The organism is Trinickia symbiotica, from assembly GCF_003028655.1.
Classification (GTDB): Bacteria; Pseudomonadota; Gammaproteobacteria; order Burkholderiales; family Burkholderiaceae; genus Trinickia; species Trinickia symbiotica_A.
In genome coordinates this window covers 323,528-336,009 of record NZ_PYUC01000003.1, presented here as the reverse complement: position 1 = coordinate 336,009, position 12,482 = coordinate 323,528, and the positions used below count along the sequence as shown (strand labels likewise).

The 12,482-nt window shown below is 63.1% G+C and carries 14 protein-coding genes; 5 read left to right on the top strand and 9 right to left on the bottom strand.

Features of this window, described 5'->3' with window-relative positions; translation table 11 throughout:
• Nucleotides 1-70: 70 nt before the first annotated feature.
• From metW to argB, 5 genes are all read right to left on the bottom strand, one after another.
• The gene (metW, locus tag C9I57_RS07620) at nt 71-679 is read right to left on the bottom strand and encodes a methionine biosynthesis protein MetW (protein ID WP_107150010.1); all 609 of its coding nucleotides are present in this window, start codon (nt 677-679) and stop codon (nt 71-73) included.
• A complete protein-coding gene (gene metX / locus C9I57_RS07615) occupies nt 676-1,830 on the bottom strand; it encodes a homoserine O-succinyltransferase MetX (protein ID WP_107150009.1) in 1,155 nt (384 codons plus the stop codon). Before metX ends, metW begins: the two co-directional genes overlap by 4 nt.
• 222 nt (nt 1,831-2,052) lie before the next feature.
• Nucleotides 2,053-2,748 carry a nucleoid occlusion factor SlmA gene (gene slmA, locus C9I57_RS07610; protein WP_107150008.1) on the bottom strand — a complete coding sequence of 232 codons (696 nt, stop codon included), beginning with the start codon at nt 2,746-2,748 and terminating at the stop codon, nt 2,053-2,055.
• A 109-nt stretch (nt 2,749-2,857) separates the two neighbouring features.
• Entirely contained in the window at nt 2,858-3,598 is a 741-nt protein-coding gene (locus C9I57_RS07605; protein ID WP_018441263.1) for a pyrimidine 5'-nucleotidase, read from the bottom strand.
• A 109-nt stretch (nt 3,599-3,707) separates the two neighbouring features.
• On the bottom strand, nt 3,708-4,607 hold the full coding sequence (gene argB / locus C9I57_RS07600; protein ID WP_026229775.1) for an acetylglutamate kinase: 900 nt from the start codon (nt 4,605-4,607) through the stop codon (nt 3,708-3,710).
• On the opposite strand from argB, the gene C9I57_RS33790 reads away from it, so the two are divergent.
• From C9I57_RS33790 to C9I57_RS07575, 5 genes are all read left to right on the top strand, one after another.
• Nucleotides 4,594-5,130 (top strand): cysteine-rich CWC family protein, encoded by a 537-nt coding sequence (locus C9I57_RS33790; RefSeq protein ID WP_440130183.1) that lies wholly within the window; start codon nt 4,594-4,596, stop codon nt 5,128-5,130. The genes argB and C9I57_RS33790 overlap by 14 nt on opposite strands.
• An 8-nt stretch (nt 5,131-5,138) precedes the next feature.
• Complete coding sequence (locus C9I57_RS07590) at nt 5,139-6,410, top strand: ATP-binding protein (protein WP_107150007.1); 1,272 nt, start codon at nt 5,139-5,141, stop codon at nt 6,408-6,410.
• Nucleotides 6,407-6,949: a response regulator transcription factor gene (locus tag C9I57_RS07585; protein ID WP_107150006.1), complete on the top strand. Its 543-nt coding sequence runs from the start codon at nt 6,407-6,409 to the stop codon at nt 6,947-6,949. Before C9I57_RS07590 ends, C9I57_RS07585 begins: the two co-directional genes overlap by 4 nt.
• Before the next feature lie 107 nt (nt 6,950-7,056).
• Nucleotides 7,057-7,311 (top strand): type II toxin-antitoxin system Phd/YefM family antitoxin, encoded by a 255-nt coding sequence (locus C9I57_RS07580; RefSeq protein ID WP_107150005.1) that lies wholly within the window; start codon nt 7,057-7,059, stop codon nt 7,309-7,311.
• Nucleotides 7,308-7,736 (top strand): type II toxin-antitoxin system VapC family toxin, encoded by a 429-nt coding sequence (locus C9I57_RS07575; protein WP_107150004.1) that lies wholly within the window; start codon nt 7,308-7,310, stop codon nt 7,734-7,736. Before C9I57_RS07580 ends, C9I57_RS07575 begins: the two co-directional genes overlap by 4 nt.
• A gap of 12 nt (nt 7,737-7,748) precedes the next feature.
• On the opposite strand, the gene C9I57_RS07570 is transcribed toward C9I57_RS07575, so the two are convergent.
• From C9I57_RS07570 to dksA, 4 genes are all read right to left on the bottom strand, one after another.
• Nucleotides 7,749-8,741, bottom strand: coding sequence for a YopT-type cysteine protease domain-containing protein (locus C9I57_RS07570; protein ID WP_107150003.1), 993 nt, complete (start codon nt 8,739-8,741; stop codon nt 7,749-7,751).
• A 472-nt stretch (nt 8,742-9,213) separates the two neighbouring features.
• Entirely contained in the window at nt 9,214-10,566 is a 1,353-nt protein-coding gene (gene hslU / locus C9I57_RS07560; RefSeq protein ID WP_107150001.1) for an ATP-dependent protease ATPase subunit HslU, read from the bottom strand.
• 15 nt (nt 10,567-10,581) lie between these two features.
• Nucleotides 10,582-11,118, bottom strand: a complete 537-nt coding sequence (gene hslV / locus C9I57_RS07555; protein WP_026229773.1) for an ATP-dependent protease subunit HslV — start codon at nt 11,116-11,118, stop codon at nt 10,582-10,584.
• Between the two features lie 486 nt (nt 11,119-11,604).
• A complete protein-coding gene (gene dksA / locus C9I57_RS07550; RefSeq protein WP_018441253.1) occupies nt 11,605-12,024 on the bottom strand; it encodes an RNA polymerase-binding protein DksA in 420 nt (139 codons plus the stop codon).
• Nucleotides 12,025-12,482 lie beyond the last annotated feature (458 nt).

Below are 12,482 nucleotides of genomic sequence, written 5' to 3'. Positions count from 1 at the left end.
TCGCGTTTGATAGTCGGCCTCGTCGGTTTCGCGCGCAACGCCCGAAAGCCCGGGCGATGGCCCCGGGGGCTCAGCTGCGCTTCACGCGGTAGACCGCAAGACTACCACGCCAGTTCTCGCCCCATCGCACCGTGCGGCCGCCGTGCAGGACGACGCGATCGAGGATTTCGATGCCGACCTCGGGCGCGAGCGCCTCGAAGTCTTCGATGGTCAGCACGCGCACGTTCGGCGTGTTGTGCCACTGATACGGCAGCGACTTCGAAACCGGCATGCGCCCTTTCACGACCGACAGGCGATGCGGCCAGTAGCCGAAGTTCGGAAACGAGACGATGCATTGCTTGCCGACGCGCACCGTCTCGCGCAGGATCGCGGCCGTCTGATGGATCGTTTGCAGCGTCTGCGAGAGGATTGCGAAATCGAAGCTGTCGTCCTCGAAGAGACGCAGGCCGTCTTCGAGGTTTTGCTGGATGACGTTGACACCGTGCTTGACGCAGGCCAGCACGCCGGCATCGTTGATCTCGATGCCGTAGCCTCGCACCTCGAGCTCCTCGCCGAGCAGCGCGAGCAGTGCGCCGTCGCCGCAGCCAAGGTCGAGGACGGTCGAGCGCGGCTCGACCCAGCGCGCAATCGCGCGAAAATCGGCTCGCGTCGCGAGCGAATCGATGACGGCCTGGTTCACGCTCCGACCTCCTCGGCAATGCGTTCGTAATAGGCGCGCACGGCGTTGTGATAGCGCGCGTCGTCGAGCAGGAAGGCGTCGTGGCCATGCGGCGCATCGATTTCCGCGTACGTGACGTGCCGCTTGTTGTCGAGCAGCGCCTTCACGATCTCGCGCGAGCGCGCGGGTGCGAAGCGCCAGTCCGTCGCGAAGCTGATGACGAGATACCGCGCGCTCGTCAGCGCGAGCGCGGCGGTCAGGTCGCCGCCAAACGCCTTGGCCGGATCGAAGTAGTCGAGCGCGCGCGTGAGCAGCAAGTAAGTGTTCGCATCGAAGTAGTCGGCGAACTTTTCGCCCTGATACCGTAGATAGGACTCGACCTCGAACTCGACGTCGAAGCTGAAGTTGTAGGCCTCGGCGGCGCCGACCGAGCCGTTCTCGCGGCGCAACGCGCGGCCGAACTTCGTCGCCATATCGTCGTCGGACAGATAGGTGATATGTCCGATCATCCGCGCGACGCGTAGGCCGCGCTTCGGTTTCACGCCGTGCGCGTAATAGTCGCCGCCATGAAAGTCGGGATCGGAGAGAATCGCCGAGCGCGCCACTTCGTTGAACGCGATGTTCTGCGCGGAAAGCTTCGGCGTCGATGCGATATCGATACAGTGCGCGACGCGCTCGGGATACATCATGCTCCAGGCGAGCGCCTGCATGCCGCCCAGGCTGCCGCCCATCACGGCGGCGAAACGCTCGATGCCGAACGCGTCGGCCACGCGCGCTTGCGCATGGACCCAGTCTTCGACGGTGACGACGGGAAAACTCGCGCCATACGGGCGCCCCGTGGCGGGATCGATGCTCATCGGCCCCGTCGAGCCGAAGCACGAGCCCAGATTGTTGACGCCGATCACGAAGAAGCGGTTCGTATCGAGCGGCTTGCCGGGGCCGACCATGTTGTCCCACCAGCCGACGTTCTTCGGCTCGCCGGCGTACGTGCCGGCGACATGATGGGAGGCGTTGAGCGCATGGCAGACGAGCACCGCGTTCGAGCGCGCGGCATTGAGCGTGCCATATGTTTCGACCATCAGCTCGTAGCCCGCGAGCGCGCTGCCGTTTTGCAGCGCGAGCGGCTGGCTGAACTGCATCCGTTGTGGGGCGACGATCCCGACTGATTCCATTCACTCCGCCTTCTGATTGAGCGGCTAAATGGTGTCGGCGGTGCGCGGGCGGGCGAGTTGCGCGGCTGACGACCTCTTTAGCCGCATTTATACCGAACCTCAGGACACCCGGGTTCACGCGCCCGCAATCGAGTCGACAAATCGGCGCGTCACTTCGCTCGCCCGGGACGCTCCCGGGGCGAGTCGCAAAGCATAGCGGAAAATGTCATTAGGCGCTATCGGCTATTGCAGAATGAGCCGAAGCTGCGCGTCGGCATGCTCGGCGGGCGCGCGCGTAAACCCGCTCTTCGCGTAGCGATGCCAGCGGCCGAGCACATAGCTGACGACCAGGCTCGCGCGCACGGCGGGATCGTAGTCGGCCGGCAGCGGCACGCTTGGCGTCCCGTCGGCGCCGGGCGCGGCGCCCGCCGCTTGATTGGCCTCCATCAGCGCCAGCCGCAGACATTGTTTCACCGAGGCCTCGACGCGCTCGAGCATCTGGTTGACGCGCTCGGCGAGGCGCTCGTGCTCGCCGACGAGCGCCTCGCCCGTCAACACGCGCGTCATGCCGGGGTTCTTGGCGGCGAAGTTGAGCAGCATCAGGCCGATCGCGCGCGCCTGCAGGACGCCGTTCGGCTCCTTGGCGGCAATCTGGTTGATGAGCGCGAAGAACGTTCCTTCGATGAATTCGATGAGCGCTTCGAACATTTGCGCTTTGCTCGCGAATTGCCGGTAAAGCGCCGCCTCAGAGACGCCGAGCCGACCCGCGAGCGCGGCCGTCGTGATTTTTTCGCCTTTGGGGGCTTCGAGCATCGCCGCGAGCGTCTGAAGGATGTGCACGCGCCGCTCGCCCGGCTTCATGCGCGGTGCGCGGGCCGGGCCCGAGGGGTCCGGCTCGCCGTCTACGATCGCTGCTGACTGCCGCTCGGTCGATTGCATCTGCGCCCCCGACAACGTTGTCTTCCGTTTTGGAACGTGCGTCCGTGACCCCGGCGGCGTGCCGCTCGCCGGGACCGCGTTTGCCAGGTGTCCCGACTCGGGAAACCTGTTAGAGCTTTTGCTTTTGCAGCGATTTTAGCGAACGAACGCGGCGATCGACATAATGCGGTCGGCCCGTGCCGGGCAGGCGCGGGCTCGACCCATCGCGCTTCGGCGCGGCGACGAGGTGACCGACGACCCAGACCGTGCGGATGCCGAGACGCCGATAGCGCTTCAGGTGGCCGCGCGTGTCTTCGACGAGAACGGCGTCGGCCATCCGCGCGCGGGCCTCGCGCAGCACGCCGCGCAACATCGCGAGATCGGGCTTGGCGCGCCAGACGCCACCCTGCTGCATATGCTCGATGGCGACGACGCGCTCGAAAAGCCGCTCGATCCCGAGCCCAGCCAGCACGGCCCGCGCGTAAGCTTCGGGCGCATTGGTGAGAATGAACTTGCGGCCCGGCAGCGCGGCGATGAGGCGCGCGAGGCCGCGCTCGGCGCGCAGCATGTCGCTCAGGTCCGGCAGCGTGTGAACGACCCGCAGGAAATCGTGAGGATCGATCGGATGATGGCGCGCCAGCCCCGTCAGCGTCGCACCATAGCGGCGGACGTAGCCGAGTCGCAAACGGTCGGCCTCGGCGCGCTCGACGCCCAGCGCGTCGACGATGTACTGCGTCATCGCCTCGTTGATCGCCGGAAAGATCGCGAACGAGGCGCGATGCAGCGTGTTGTCGAGGTCGAAGAGCCAGACGGGGCGCGAGGCGTTCGAGGTGCGGCGCAGTCGGCGGCGCCGGGTCAGCAGGCTGGGCATGGTTGCGGAAGGCGGCTGCGGCGGCCGGCGGCTCACGTCCCCAAGGGGATTGCCTTCGGGGCACCGGTGCAGCCGCCTCCTGCCTTTGGAGCGCGTTAAGGGGCGCTCCTCAATGAGAGCGGATCATCGTGCCGAACGGCTGCTCGGTCAGGATTTCGAGCAGCACGGAGTGCTCGATCCGACCGTCGATGATGTGGACCGAGCGCACGCCGCTCTTCGCCGCGTCGAGCGCGGAGGCGATCTTCGGCAGCATGCCGCCCGAGATCGTGCCGTCTTCGAACAGCGCGTCGATCTCGCGAGCCGAGAGATCCGTCAGCAGGTTGCCCGATTTGTCCATCACGCCGGGGATGTTCGTCATCATGACGAGCTTCTCGGCGTTGAGGACGACGGCGAGCTTGCCGGCGACGAGGTCCGCGTTGATGTTGTACGAGAGGCCGTCCTCGCCGAAGCCGATCGGCGAAATGACGGGGATGAAGGCGTCGTCCTGCAGCGCGCGCACCACGGCCGGGTTGATCGACTCCACCTCGCCGACCTGGCCGATGTCGACGTATTGGCCGGGATTCTCGCGGTCCGGCATCATCAGCTTGCGCGCGTGAATGAGGCCGCCGTCCTTGCCGGTCAGGCCCACGGCATGACCGCCGAAATGGTTGATGAGCGTGACGATGTCCTGCTGCACTTCCCCGCCGAGCACCCACTCGACGACTTCCATCGTCTCTTCGTCGGTGACGCGCATCCCTTGCACGAACGTGCCCTGCTTGCCGATCTTCTTGAGGGCCTGGTCGATCTGCGGGCCGCCGCCATGCACGATGACCGGATTGATCCCGACCAGCTTGAGCAGGATCACGTCGCGCGCGAAGCCTTGCTTGAGCCGCTCCTCGATCATCGCGTTGCCGCCGTATTTGATGACGACGGTCTTGCCGTGGTATTGACGAATATAAGGCAAGGCCTCAGCCAGAATTTCGGCTTTCAGAGCGGGTGGGATCTGGGAGAGGTCGATGGGCTCGGACATGGCGGCAAGCTCGGCGGGCAAACGGGTTGAAACGGTAGGAACGGTCGAAAACGCGCGGAACCGGGGCGAAAACAGGCCGAATTGTACAGGACTGATTGTGGACGGGCGGCTTGCTCCGCGGTTTTTAGTCGCAGGCGCAACGGTTGCACGCGGCTCGGCGGCGAGGCGCGCATGCGGCGTGCCTCGAACGCTGGCATCATGCACTTATATCGTCATTTTCCGGCGGCGAACCGTCATGTGCCCCCCGAACCGATCCGCGGCCTCGGCAGCCTCCGCCGCGCCGGCGCGTTGTCCGCGTTGCGGCGAGGCGTTCGATTGCGGACGCCAGAGCGGATCCTCCGACTGCTGGTGCGCCTCGATGCCGAAGCTGCCTGCCGAGCGTCTCGCCCCCGGCGCGCCGTGCTTGTGTCCGCAATGCCTCGCCGCGGAACTCGCGGCCTCGGGCGGCGAGTCTTCGGGGCGTTCGGCGGCCGATACTCACGATTCGTCGTTTTCGCCCTCTTCGTCGTCTCCGTCAGACTGATCGTTCCGATGCAGCGTATCACCAACACCGGCCGCGTCAATCTGGGCCATCTGTTCTGGCTGCGCAGCCTCGCCATCATCGGCCAGTTGACGACGATCGCCGTCGTCCAGCAGTTCTTCGGCGTGCATCTGCCTTTGCCGGCCATGCTGATGATCATCGCGCTCGAGGTCATGTTCAACGCGCTGACCTGGATGCGCGTGAAGGGCGCGCGGCCCGAGACGAACCTGGAGTTGCTGGGGCAGCTCTGGGTCGATCTCGGCGCGCTGTCCGGTTTGCTGTTTTTGTCGGGCGGCACGACGAACCCGTTCGTCTCGCTTTATCTGCCGTCGCTCGCGATCGCGGCTGCCGTGCTGCCGTGGACCCACATGATCTGGCTCGCGATTTTCGCGATGTGCTGCTACGTCGCGCTCGGCTTCGACTCGGTGCCGCTCAATATGGATAACCCGGCGAACCTTTTCGACTATTACCGCGCCGGCATGTGGGTCAACTTCATGGTGAGCGTGGGCCTCATCGCCTGGTTCGTTGCGCGCATGTCGAATGCGCTGCGCCAGCGCGATGCGGCGCTCGGCGACGCGCAGCAGCGTTTGCTGCGCGACGAGCGGGCGGTGGCGCTCGGTGTGCAGGCCGCGACCGTTGCGCATGAGATGGGCACGCCGCTGTCGACGATTTCCATGATCACCGAAGAACTCCGCGACGCGGCACGCGCGGACAAGGGGCTTGCGCCTTATGCAGCCGATCTCGAAGTGCTCGAGAAGCAGATGACGCTTTGCACGTCGGCGCTGGCGCGGCTGAGAAGCCGCGCGTCGGTGTCCTCGCATCGCGAGGAGCTCGGCGAGTGGCTCGCCGGCTTCAGCGAGCAATGGCGGCTGCGGCATCCGCACGTCAAATTCGAGCGGCTTTCGGAGCCTTCAGGCGCTGCGTGGGTGGAAGACACGACGGCCGTCGGTCAGATTCTGACAATTCTGCTCGACAATGCGGCGCGTGTGAGTCGAGATAGCGTGACGTTGCGGGCGACGGTCGACGCCGGCTTGATCGAATTCGAAGTGCGCGACAGCGGGCCCGGCATTGCGCCGGCATTGCGCGCGCAACTCGGCGCGGCGCCCGTCGACAGTACGCAAGGCGGCCACGGCGTGGGCTTGTATCTGGCATTCTCGGCAGCGGCGCGACTCAACGGCTCGCTCGAGCTCATCGAAGGCGAGCCGCGCGGCACGCGCGCGGTGCTGCGCGTGCCGGCCGCCTCGTCGGCTTCAATTTCGGATTCGAAGGAGAGTACAACATGAGCGATACGAACTTCCTCGTGATCGACGACGACGAAGTGTTCGCGGGCGTTCTTGCACGCGGACTCACGCGCCGGGGCTACACGGTTTTTCAGGCGCACGATGCGAAGGAGGCCATCAAGCTCGCGAATGAGCATCAGTTCGAGCTCATGACGGTCGATTTACATCTCGGCGGGGATTCGGGGTTGAATCTCGTTGCCCCGTTGCGCGATCTGCAGCCCGATGCGCGGATGCTCGTGCTGACCGGCTACGCGAGCATCGCGACGGCCGTGCAGGCCGTGAAGGATGGGGCAGACAATTATCTGGCTAAGCCGGCGAACGTCGAGTCGATTTTGAATGCGCTGAAGGTGGAGGCGAGTGTTGAGCAGGCAGAAGCCGCGCTCGAGAATCCGTCACTACTATCGGTGGCGCGGCTCGAATGGGAGCACATTCAGCGGGCGCTGGCCGAGAACGGGGGGAATATCTCGGCGACAGCGCGCGCGCTCAATATGCATCGGCGCACGTTGCAGCGGAAGTTGGCTAAGCGGCCGGTAAAGCAGTAGGCGTCCGCCCCCTTCAGGCGCCGAATCCGATAACCGGCGCACTTGCCCGTGTCGATTCAGATGTAGTAACATCTCTACATTTTCCGCCTAACCCTGTGGGGGCCCCTATGACCATCACCACTCTGTCGAGCCGGGAACTCAATCAGGACGTGACCAGGGCCAAGAAGGCGACGAAGGACGGTCCGGTGTTCATCACAGATCGCGGTAGGCCCGCGCATGTGTTGTTGAGCTTCGAAGAATATCAAAAGCTCACTCAGCAGCGCCGCAACATCGCCGACGCCCTTGCGATGCCCGGCATCGAAGACATCGAATTCGATCCGCCGCGCGTCGACATCAAGACTCACCCGGCTGAGTTCGAATGATGTTTGTAGTCGATACCAATGTTGTTTCCGAACTGCGAAAGGTGAAAGCCGGCAAAGCCGATGCGAATGTCGCGGCGTGGGCGGCGAGTGTCGATGCCGCAGCGCTCTTCATTTCGGCGATCACAGTCATGGAGTTGGAGACCGGTGTCTTACAAGTGGAACGACGGGACGCAAAGCAGGGCGCAATGTTGAGAAGCTGGTTAGAGCACCACGTGTTGCCGGAGTTCGCAGGTCGGGTGCTACCCATCGATAGCACCGTGGCACAGCGGTGCGGCCGCTTGCACGTGCCCGATCGGCGCTCTGAGCGCGACGCCCTTATTGCCGCTACGGCGCTCGTGCACGGGATGACCGTTGCTACGCGCAACGTAGCTGATTTCGCCGCGACAGGCGTCGGTATCTGCAATCCTTGGATGGCCTCGGCATGAGAGCCATCTCAGCTATGGGTGGGATTCAAAATTCAATACAACAAATTCTCGGCCGAGCCCAAAAGTTTGATGGCGATACCCGGAGCGATCCCAGAAAGCATCTGTGAACCACCGACGAAATTTGTGCGCATCGGGAAAGCGGAACTCACCAAAATTCGGATCAAAAAAGATAATCCCCTCGTCTTTGTGCACGTACGCAGCCATCCCGTGGCTTCCGTGAGCACCTGAGAGCTCAATGCTTTTGTAACCGTCCTGCCGGCCGGCGGTGTCCAGCATTGCATCGAGCAGGCGCCCGGTGCCTTCGGCACCGGTTCTCCCCCTGCGTCTAAGCCCGTGCCGCTTGACGCCGTGTTCTCTTAACCAAGATTCGGTAACCCGATCCTGGTCAACGTCATTGGCCAACCCTGCGATTTGCAGCTGCTTGACTGAATACAACTCATCAATACGAAACTGTCCCTTCCGTCCGTTGGTATAGAGTCGGTCAAATAGACTCTGCCCGTCCGCATGCCTGGCTATCCAGTGCGCTGACAGCGCTTCACAGGTCCCCCCCGAAGTTTCGACATGCTTCATGATTTGCTCCAGGAAGGTGCCTTTTGTCTGGGCAAACTTGAAGCTGATCGTGCCGCCGTACGAGGCTACAGAGCTGCGCACGCGGCTCAGGCGAGCCCTGAAGTAAAGATGTATGAGCCGATCCCGGATCATGCTGGCGGCGAAGGTGCTGGTCTGGTTCCGCTGGCCTTCGCTCGTGAGTTCGCGATCTAACCGCGCGCTGCTAGGCAAACAGCTTAGCGCTGGCATGTAGCGGCTGGCGTGAGACGATTGCGACGTCGGGGGGAGGCGCGAAGGTATCTCGAGATTTGCAGAATAGTGCGGCGGTATATTGCTGAGTGCCCTCACGCCCGGAGTGATTGCAAGCGCCGTGTCCTGCTCACTTGGTGCTGCCGTGTCGGCATTTTTACTGAGCGGCCGCCTTTCGAAGCGTGAGCTTTCTGGACCCGAGTACATCACCGCTCCGTACCATTGGCGTTATTTGGTGCTCCGCAAGCGGTCGCACAATATGTGGGAGAGAGACCCGTCGTGCGCATCTCTCTATGGCAAAGTCGCAATTTGGCTGGACATCTGCGTCGCAGCTACTTTGGCGTTCAAAACATTCGGAACCGCATCCGGACGATCGCGTAGTTTGAATTTTATTGTTGCACCGAGATGAGATACCTGACAGTAATGAGAGTGTTCAGCGCGCCGACGAAGAGGTATGAAGACGCTGCGCTACCCGGTAAAGCGGCCTGCAAGCCGTTGGTGAGGGGGAAATGTCGCCAGACGAGGGGTAGTCGAGCCCGCAGCGTGCTCGTTTCGATCAGCAGGACCTCAAACCAGCGGCCCAACAAAGGCCGCTGATTTTTGCCGCCGCATTTGGCCATCGAGTGCGCTGTCTAAGGCAGGTATCGCTTACGGAACGTGGCGCTTACGGGCATAACGGTCACAGTACGTACCGCGACAAATCCTCGCTCTGCGCGATGTCGCCGAGCGCGTTATCGACATAGGCTGCGTCGATCCGCACGACCTTACCCGCATGATTGCCGGCCGCGAACGAAACGTCTTCGAGCAGTTTTTCGATGACGGTATAAAGTCGCCGCGCCCCGATGTTTTCCGTGCGCTCGTTGACCGAGTACGCTATTTCGGCCATGCGCCGGATGCCATCGTCCGCGAACTCGAGTTCGACGCTTTCTGTCGCAAGCAGCGCTTGATATTGCTTCACGAGGCTCGCGTCGGTTGCCACGAGAATCGATTCGAAGTCTTGCACTGACAGCGAATCGAGCTCCACACGAATCGGAAAGCGCCCCTGCAGTTCGGGAATCAAATCGCTCGGCTTCGAAAGGTGAAACGCGCCGCTCGCAATGAAGAGAATGTGATCGGTCTTCACCATACCGTAGCGCGTATTGATCGTCGTTCCTTCGACGAGCGGCAGCAGATCGCGCTGCACGCCCTGGCGCGACACCTCACCCCCGCCGCCGCCCAGCTCGCCGCTGCGCGAGGCGATCTTGTCGATTTCATCGAGAAAGACGATGCCGTTCTGCTCGACGTTCTGGACGGCCTTCGACTTGACCTCCTCGTCGTTGAGCATCTTGGACGCTTCCTCGTCGGTCAGCACTTTCAGCGCTTCCTTGACCTTCATCTTGCGGCGCGTCTTCTTGCCCCCACCCAGGTTCGCGAACATCGAGCGGATCTGCTCGGTCATGTCCTCCATGCCGGGCGGCCCCATGATGTCCATGCCGAGCTGCGGCAGCTCGACGTCGAGCTCGATCTCCTTGTCGTCGAGCTGGCCCTCGCGCAGGCGTTTGCGAAACGTCTGGCGCGTCGCGCTGCCTTCGGCAGACTCGCTGCTCGACGCTTGCGAGCCGAAGCCGACGGGCCGCGCGCTCGGCAGCAGGATGTCGAGAATGCGATCCTCGGCCTGATCCTGCGCCTGCGTGCGCACCTTGCGCATCTCCGTTTCGCGCGTCTGCTTCAGCGAAATTTCGACGAGATCGCGCACGATGCTGTCGACATCGCGTCCCACATAGCCGACTTCAGTGAATTTCGTCGCCTCGATCTTGATGAACGGCGCATCGGCGAGCTTCGCGAGACGCCGGGCGATTTCGGTTTTGCCGACGCCGGTCGGCCCGATCATCATGATGTTCTTCGGCGTGATTTCCTGTCGCAGCGGCTCGGCGACCTGTTGGCGGCGCCAGCGGTTGCGCAGCGCGACCGCAACGGCCTTTTTCGCCTTTTGCTGGCCGATGATGAATTTGTCGAGTTCCGAGACGATCTCGGCGGGCGTCATGGTGCTCACTCTGTTCTCCCTTCCTTACTCGATTGTCTCGATGACGCGGTTATGGTTCGTATAGATGCACATGTCGCCCGCGATCGCGAGCGATTTCTCGACGATCTCGCGCGGCGAAAGGCTCGTGTTTTCGGCAAGCGCGCGCGCCGCGGCCTGGGCATAGGCCCCGCCCGAGCCGATCGCGCAGATGCCACCTTCGGGATCGAGCACGTCGCCGTTGCCGGTGATGACGAGCGTGGTGTTCGCGTCTGCCGTGATCAGCATCGCTTCGAGGCGGCGCAACATACGGTCGGTACGCCAATCCTTGGCGAGCTCGACGGCGGCGCGCGTGAGATTCCCCTGGTGCTTCTCCAATTTCGCCTCGAACCGATCGAGCAACGAGAACGCATCGGCCGTGCCGCCGGCGAATCCGACGAGCACCTTGTCGTTGTAGATGCGCCGGACTTTCTTTGCGCCGCCTTTCATGACGATGTTGCCAAGCGTCACCTGGCCGTCGCCGCCTAGCGCGACCTGGCTGCCGCGCCGCACGGAAACGATCGTTGTGCCGTGAAATTGCTCCATTGTGCGTTCCTTCAAAAACGTCGAAAGCGCCGTCGGCGCATGCACCGCGCGGCAGAAACGGGTGGTGGGCGAACGGTGGCCGGCAAAAGGCCACCGCTCGCGCGACGCACGTCGAGTCCATTTTAGGGCGTGCGCTGTTTTATCAAGAGCCAACGGCACGCCTCGACCGGAAAGTAGCCCCCCGGCGCGCGAGTGTCGGGTGCCCGCTGCGGCCGCTCCGATGGCACGACGCTGAAATAAGGGACAGTTTTCAGTAAAAAATAAAAAACTACTGAAATTCGATGATCCTGGGAGCGGTGAGCAGACACTGCACGGACGCGAAGCGAGTCTCGCGCCGTAAGCGCGCAGTGCAGCCGCAGCGGGACAGGCACACGCGCATCGGCGCATCGAGCAGCGGAAAAAGAAAAGCGCGCGGTATGCCGCGCGCCTCTTGAGGAAGCAGCGTAAAGACGCGCGGCCGTTGCCGCCGCGCGAAAAACGCGCGTATCAGTCGCCGAAAAGCTTCTGACGCAACTCGCGGCGCTCCTGCGCCTCGAGCGACAGCGTGGCCGTGGGACGCGCGAGCAGGCGCGGTATGCCGATCGGCTCGCCCGTTTCCTCGCACCAGCCATACTCGCCCGATTCGATCCGCGCAAGCGATTGCTGCACCTTCTTCAGCAGCTTACGTTCGCGATCGCGCGTGCGCAGCTCGAGCGCATGTTCTTCCTCGATCGTCGCGCGATCAGCCGGGTCCGGCACGATCACCGTTTCGCGCAGGTTCTCGGTCGTTTGACCCGCATTGCGGAGGATCTCCGCTTGCAACTGTTCGAGCCGATTCTTGAAGAAGGCGAGCTGGTCCTCGTTCATGTAATCCTTCTCGCTCATCTTCAGGATTTCGGCTTCGGTCAAGAGTCGTTTCGTCGTCATCTGCGTGCTTCTTAAATTGCGAGGCAAAACCTATACATATTGCCTGCACTTTCGTGTTGCCCGCAAGCGGCGCCATAAACGAGAGGCGCCTGCGGCAGCCCGGCCGTCACTCCGGCGAGCGCCGCTGCGGGGCCGAACTCCTTGGAAACCGATCCTCGGATGCTCCTTCCCGTCTCGAGCCACATTGCTCGATACGGGCGGCCCGTCATCCGCGAAACGAGGCCGAGCGCCGACGTTTCGCTTCGTGTCGTTTTTGTTTCGACAATATCCGGATAAGGTTTTCCGGTGTCGCCGCACCCGCTCAGCCCCGTCTAAGCAGGCGCCCGCGCCCGCCGGAGAAGCCTTGCAGCCCCCTGCCATACTCTGGCGGGCACGTATTGTAACTGAATCGCCCTTGCGCGCCGCAACAGAGAAAACCCGTGTCGCGGCACCTCTAATAACCCAAAAATATAGCGTGC

Excerpts from the sequence above, each read along its gene's own strand:
- metX (WP_107150009.1), bottom strand. The coding sequence starts at position 1,830 with ATGGAATCAGTCGGGATCGTCGCCCCACAACGGATGCAGTTCAGCCAG.
- slmA (WP_107150008.1), bottom strand. The coding sequence starts at position 2,748 with ATGCAATCGACCGAGCGGCAGTCAGCAGCGATCGTAGACGGCGAGCCG.
- C9I57_RS07605 (WP_018441263.1), bottom strand. The coding sequence starts at position 3,598 with ATGCCCAGCCTGCTGACCCGGCGCCGCCGACTGCGCCGCACCTCGAAC.
- C9I57_RS33790 (WP_440130183.1), top strand. The coding sequence starts at position 4,594 with ATGGGCTCGGACATGGCGGCAAGCTCGGCGGGCAAACGGGTTGAAACG.
- argB (WP_026229775.1), bottom strand. The coding sequence starts at position 4,607 with ATGTCCGAGCCCATCGACCTCTCCCAGATCCCACCCGCTCTGAAAGCC.
- C9I57_RS07590 (WP_107150007.1), top strand. The coding sequence starts at position 5,139 with ATGCAGCGTATCACCAACACCGGCCGCGTCAATCTGGGCCATCTGTTC.
- C9I57_RS07585 (WP_107150006.1), top strand. The coding sequence starts at position 6,407 with ATGAGCGATACGAACTTCCTCGTGATCGACGACGACGAAGTGTTCGCG.
- C9I57_RS07580 (WP_107150005.1), top strand. The coding sequence starts at position 7,057 with ATGACCATCACCACTCTGTCGAGCCGGGAACTCAATCAGGACGTGACC.
- C9I57_RS07575 (WP_107150004.1), top strand. The coding sequence starts at position 7,308 with ATGATGTTTGTAGTCGATACCAATGTTGTTTCCGAACTGCGAAAGGTG.
- C9I57_RS07570 (WP_107150003.1), bottom strand. The coding sequence starts at position 8,741 with ATGTACTCGGGTCCAGAAAGCTCACGCTTCGAAAGGCGGCCGCTCAGT.
- hslV (WP_026229773.1), bottom strand. The coding sequence starts at position 11,118 with ATGGAGCAATTTCACGGCACAACGATCGTTTCCGTGCGGCGCGGCAGC.
- dksA (WP_018441253.1), bottom strand. The coding sequence starts at position 12,024 with ATGACGACGAAACGACTCTTGACCGAAGCCGAAATCCTGAAGATGAGC.